Here is a 3,254-nt window from a genome sequence, read left to right on the forward strand (position 1 = left end):
CGGCCAGCGCCGTGGCTGCCAGCCGGGGTCTTTGGCGTTTGAACAAAAAGTTCTGGTTGAAAAGCATGTTCACTTTTGCCTTGCAAAAAAGTCGATACCCCAAGGGGCTGGTGCCGGCCCCGCGGCGGGGCCGCGGCTTCAGAACTCGCCCGCCACGCCCACGCGCACCACCGCCGAGCGCACGCCGCCATAGGACAGGCCCCCTGTGATCGCCATGGGCGTTGCCGTGCGCAGGCGCCAGGCCACGGAGGCGCCCACGGCGCTCTGGCTGCGGTAGCCGGCCAGGTTGGCGGCGTAGGTGACGCGCCCCGGCTGCGACGGCATGGGCGCGTGGGCCAGGGCCGCGGCGGCGGCAATGCCGCGCCGTGCGTCGCGGCGGTCGGCGGCCATCTGGCTTTCGATGCGGCCCAGGCGGGCTTCGGCGCTGCCGATGCGCTGCTCGTGCTGCGCCAGCATCGGGCGCACCACCGTGTCGCGGCCCAGCGTGCCGCTGGCGTCCACGCTCACCAGATCAGTGGGGCCGACTTGCGCGGCAGTGCTGGCGGCCATGTCGCCCAGGCGCACCGATGAGTCCGCGCCGCCCAGCACCACTTCGCCCGCCCGCTGGCTGGCCGCGCCCGCGCCCAGCGCCACGGCGCGCTCATGCCCGGCCTGTGCCCCGTTGCCCAGGGCGATGGCCCCTGCGCCGTGGGCCTGCGCGGCATTGCCTAGCGCCAGTGCGCTTGCGCCGCTGGCCTGCGCAGCGTTGCCCGCCGCTAGGGCCGATTCGCCCACGGCCTGGGACGCATTGCCCAGGGCAATGGCGGCGGTGCCGGTGGCCGTGTTGTCCTTGCCCAGCGCCACGGCGCCGGTGCCGGTGGCGATGTTGGGGTCGCCAATGGCGACGGCGCCATCGCCGCGCGCCTGGTTGCCCAGGCCGATGGCCACGGCCGCGCCATCGAGCGCCTGCGCGCCGTTGCCTATGGCCACCGCGTTGGCGGCCTGGGCAGCGGCGTTGGGGCCGAGCGCGATGGCGTCTTGGCCGCTGGCGGTGGGCCGCGCCCCGTTGCTGTTGATTTCAAGGTAGTCCGTGCGGCGCAAGGCGTGGGTGGCGGTGGTCTGCGCTGCAGCGGCCTCGTTGCGCGCGGTGTTGGCCGTGGATTGCGCCGCGGCGGCCTCGGTGCGGGCAGTGTCGGCGGTAGCTTGCGCGGCACCGGCGGCGGTCAGTGCGGTGTTGGCCGTGGATTGCGCGGCAGCGGCTTCGGTGCGGGCGGTGTTGGCCGTGGATTGCGCTGCGGCAGCAGCGGTTTGCGCTGCGGTAGCCTTGCCGTCTGCGGTATTGGCGGTGGTCTGCGCTGCAGCGGCCTCGTTGCGCGCGGTGTTGGCGGTGGCCTGCGCGAGGACAACTTCGTCCTGTAGCGCACCGACGGCGGTCAGGGCAGCTTGGCCAAGTGTGCGCGCATTCTCGGCGGTGGTTTGCACCGCCTGTACCTGGCTCTGCACGGCCTGCACCTGGCCGTAGGTGGCGCCGTCGCTGGCGTTCACGCCATCGGCCATGTTCACCACGCGCCGCTGCATGGTGGCATTGCCCACCGAGACGGTGTAGGCCTGGTTGGCCACCGAACCGGCACCCAGCGCCACCGAGTTGTTGGTCAACGCACGACTGCCTTGTCCCAGAGCCGTGGCGTTGGCGGCGTCGGCAAAGCTGCCTTGCCCCAGGACGGTTGCGTTAGCGGCGTAAGCGCCGGAGTCCTGGCCTATGGCGGTGGTGTTGCCTTGGGTCGCCCAGCTTTTGTGTCCGACGGCAGTGGCGCGCTCGCCCCAAGCCTCGACTTGACTGCCAACGCCCGTGCTTTCATTGCCTGTGGCTCGGGTGTAAGAACCGATAGCAGTAGCGAGGCCGCTGCCTAAAGCCATTGCACCGTAACCAAAGGCCGAGCTGCCCGTGCCGTTTGTGACGGTGTCATTGCCGACCGCAGTGTTGCGATGACCATGTGTCTGACTGCCGGAGCCCGCGTTGTAACTGTTTTGTCCCCATGTGACCGCTGGCGCAACCGCGATGCAGGCGGTCATCAGCATGAGGGGCCAGGGACGGTTTTTCTGTTGCGGCATGTTGCTTCTCCCGTGTTTCGAAAAGGCCACGAGGTTATGCAAACGCCGCAAGAATTCCCTCCACTGAGCGCTACATGGAGGCCTTGTGGATGCTGCCGCGGCGCTACGTGGCTGCCTGCCGTGCGCGCTGGCGCGCGTCGCTGGGCGTCATGGCAAAGCGGCGCTTGAAGGCGCGATAGAACCAGGAGGGGTTGTTGAAGCCCGCGTCATAGGCGATGGCATCGACGCTGCAATGGGCGTAGTGCGGGTTGCGCAGGCGCGCCAGGGCGCGTTGCAGGCGCTGCTCCAGCAGGTAGTCGGAGAAGCTGCCGTGCTCGTGCGCGAACAGGGCGCGCACGTACTGCGGGGAGATGCGGTGGCGCGCGGCGATCTGCTCCAGGCTCAGGTCGCCGCGCCCGGCGTTGACGCGCAGGTCGGCCTTGATGGCATCGAGCCGTGCTTGGCGCAAACCGCCCGCGCGGGCGGCGGCCCGTGCATCGGGCTTGCTGCCCAGGGCCAGTAGGGCCAGATCCTGCAGCTGCCGGCTCAGGCTCAGGCGCTGGGCGTCGGACAGGTTGGTGCCGCCAGGGCCACGGTGAAGCAACTCTTGCGCCTGCCGGATCAGCAGGCGCAGGGGCAGGCTGTCGGGCAGGGGCTGACGCAATGCGCGATCGACGTCGGACAGTTGCGACAGCGGCAGTTGCGGGAAGGACAGGCACAGGAAGCGCCCACGGGCACCGTGCATGTGCACGTCGCTGGGCAGGCCGTATTGCACCAGGTAGCCCAGGCTGCGGGTGCTGGGCATTTCGCTGCCGTGCTGGTGCGCCACCCAGCCGCATCCGGGCGCGTTGCCGGGGTTCAGCCAGAGCGCGAGGTTGTCGGCCCCGTCGTGGGCGATGTGCCGGGTGCTGCGCTGTGCGCACCAGGCCGCGCCCTCGGCGTAGCCGATGGAGACGCCGGGCAGTACGCGCATGCGCATGCGCATGTCCAGCTCGGCGCTGGCGCGGCCGCGCGCCGGCACCTGGATGTCGAGATGGGTGATGGCGGCGCAGGTGTCCTGCACGGCATCGACGCGTTCGTGCCGGGGGTAGTGGCGGGTGTCGAGTTCGATAAAGGCCATGTGCGAAGGCTTCGCGCTGCGTGGACAGTCTTGAACTGACCTTGCCCCTGTTTCGTGTAGCTCT

The 3,254-nt window shown here is 70.0% G+C and carries 2 protein-coding genes and 1 pseudogene; all 3 read right to left on the minus strand.

What is annotated here, in order from left to right:
• Positions 1-138 precede the first annotated feature (138 nt).
• The 3 genes and pseudogenes from A612_RS02760 to A612_RS02765 all read right to left on the minus strand — a co-directional run bounded on the left by A612_RS02760 (position 139) and on the right by A612_RS02765 (position 3,190).
• On the minus strand, positions 139-1,635 hold the full coding sequence (locus A612_RS02760) for a hypothetical protein (RefSeq protein WP_019373076.1): 1,497 nt from the start codon (positions 1,633-1,635) through the stop codon (positions 139-141).
• Positions 1,636-1,734: 99 nt separating this feature from the next.
• Positions 1,735-2,091, minus strand: a pseudogene (locus tag A612_RS18130) (hypothetical protein); the annotation flags it as partial.
• A gap of 103 nt (positions 2,092-2,194) precedes the next feature.
• Positions 2,195-3,190 carry a helix-turn-helix transcriptional regulator gene (locus tag A612_RS02765; protein WP_019373077.1) on the minus strand — a complete coding sequence of 332 codons (996 nt, stop codon included), beginning with the start codon at positions 3,188-3,190 and terminating at the stop codon, positions 2,195-2,197.
• Positions 3,191-3,254: the final 64 nt, after the last annotated feature.

The organism is Melaminivora alkalimesophila, from assembly GCF_000282995.1.
GTDB lineage: Bacteria > Pseudomonadota > Gammaproteobacteria > Burkholderiales > Burkholderiaceae_C > Melaminivora > Melaminivora alkalimesophila.

What these genes read in the sequence shown, in the direction of transcription:
- A612_RS02765 (WP_019373077.1), bottom strand. Translation starts at nt 3,190, where the DNA reads ATGGCCTTTATCGAACTCGACACCCGCCACTACCCCCGGCACGAACGC.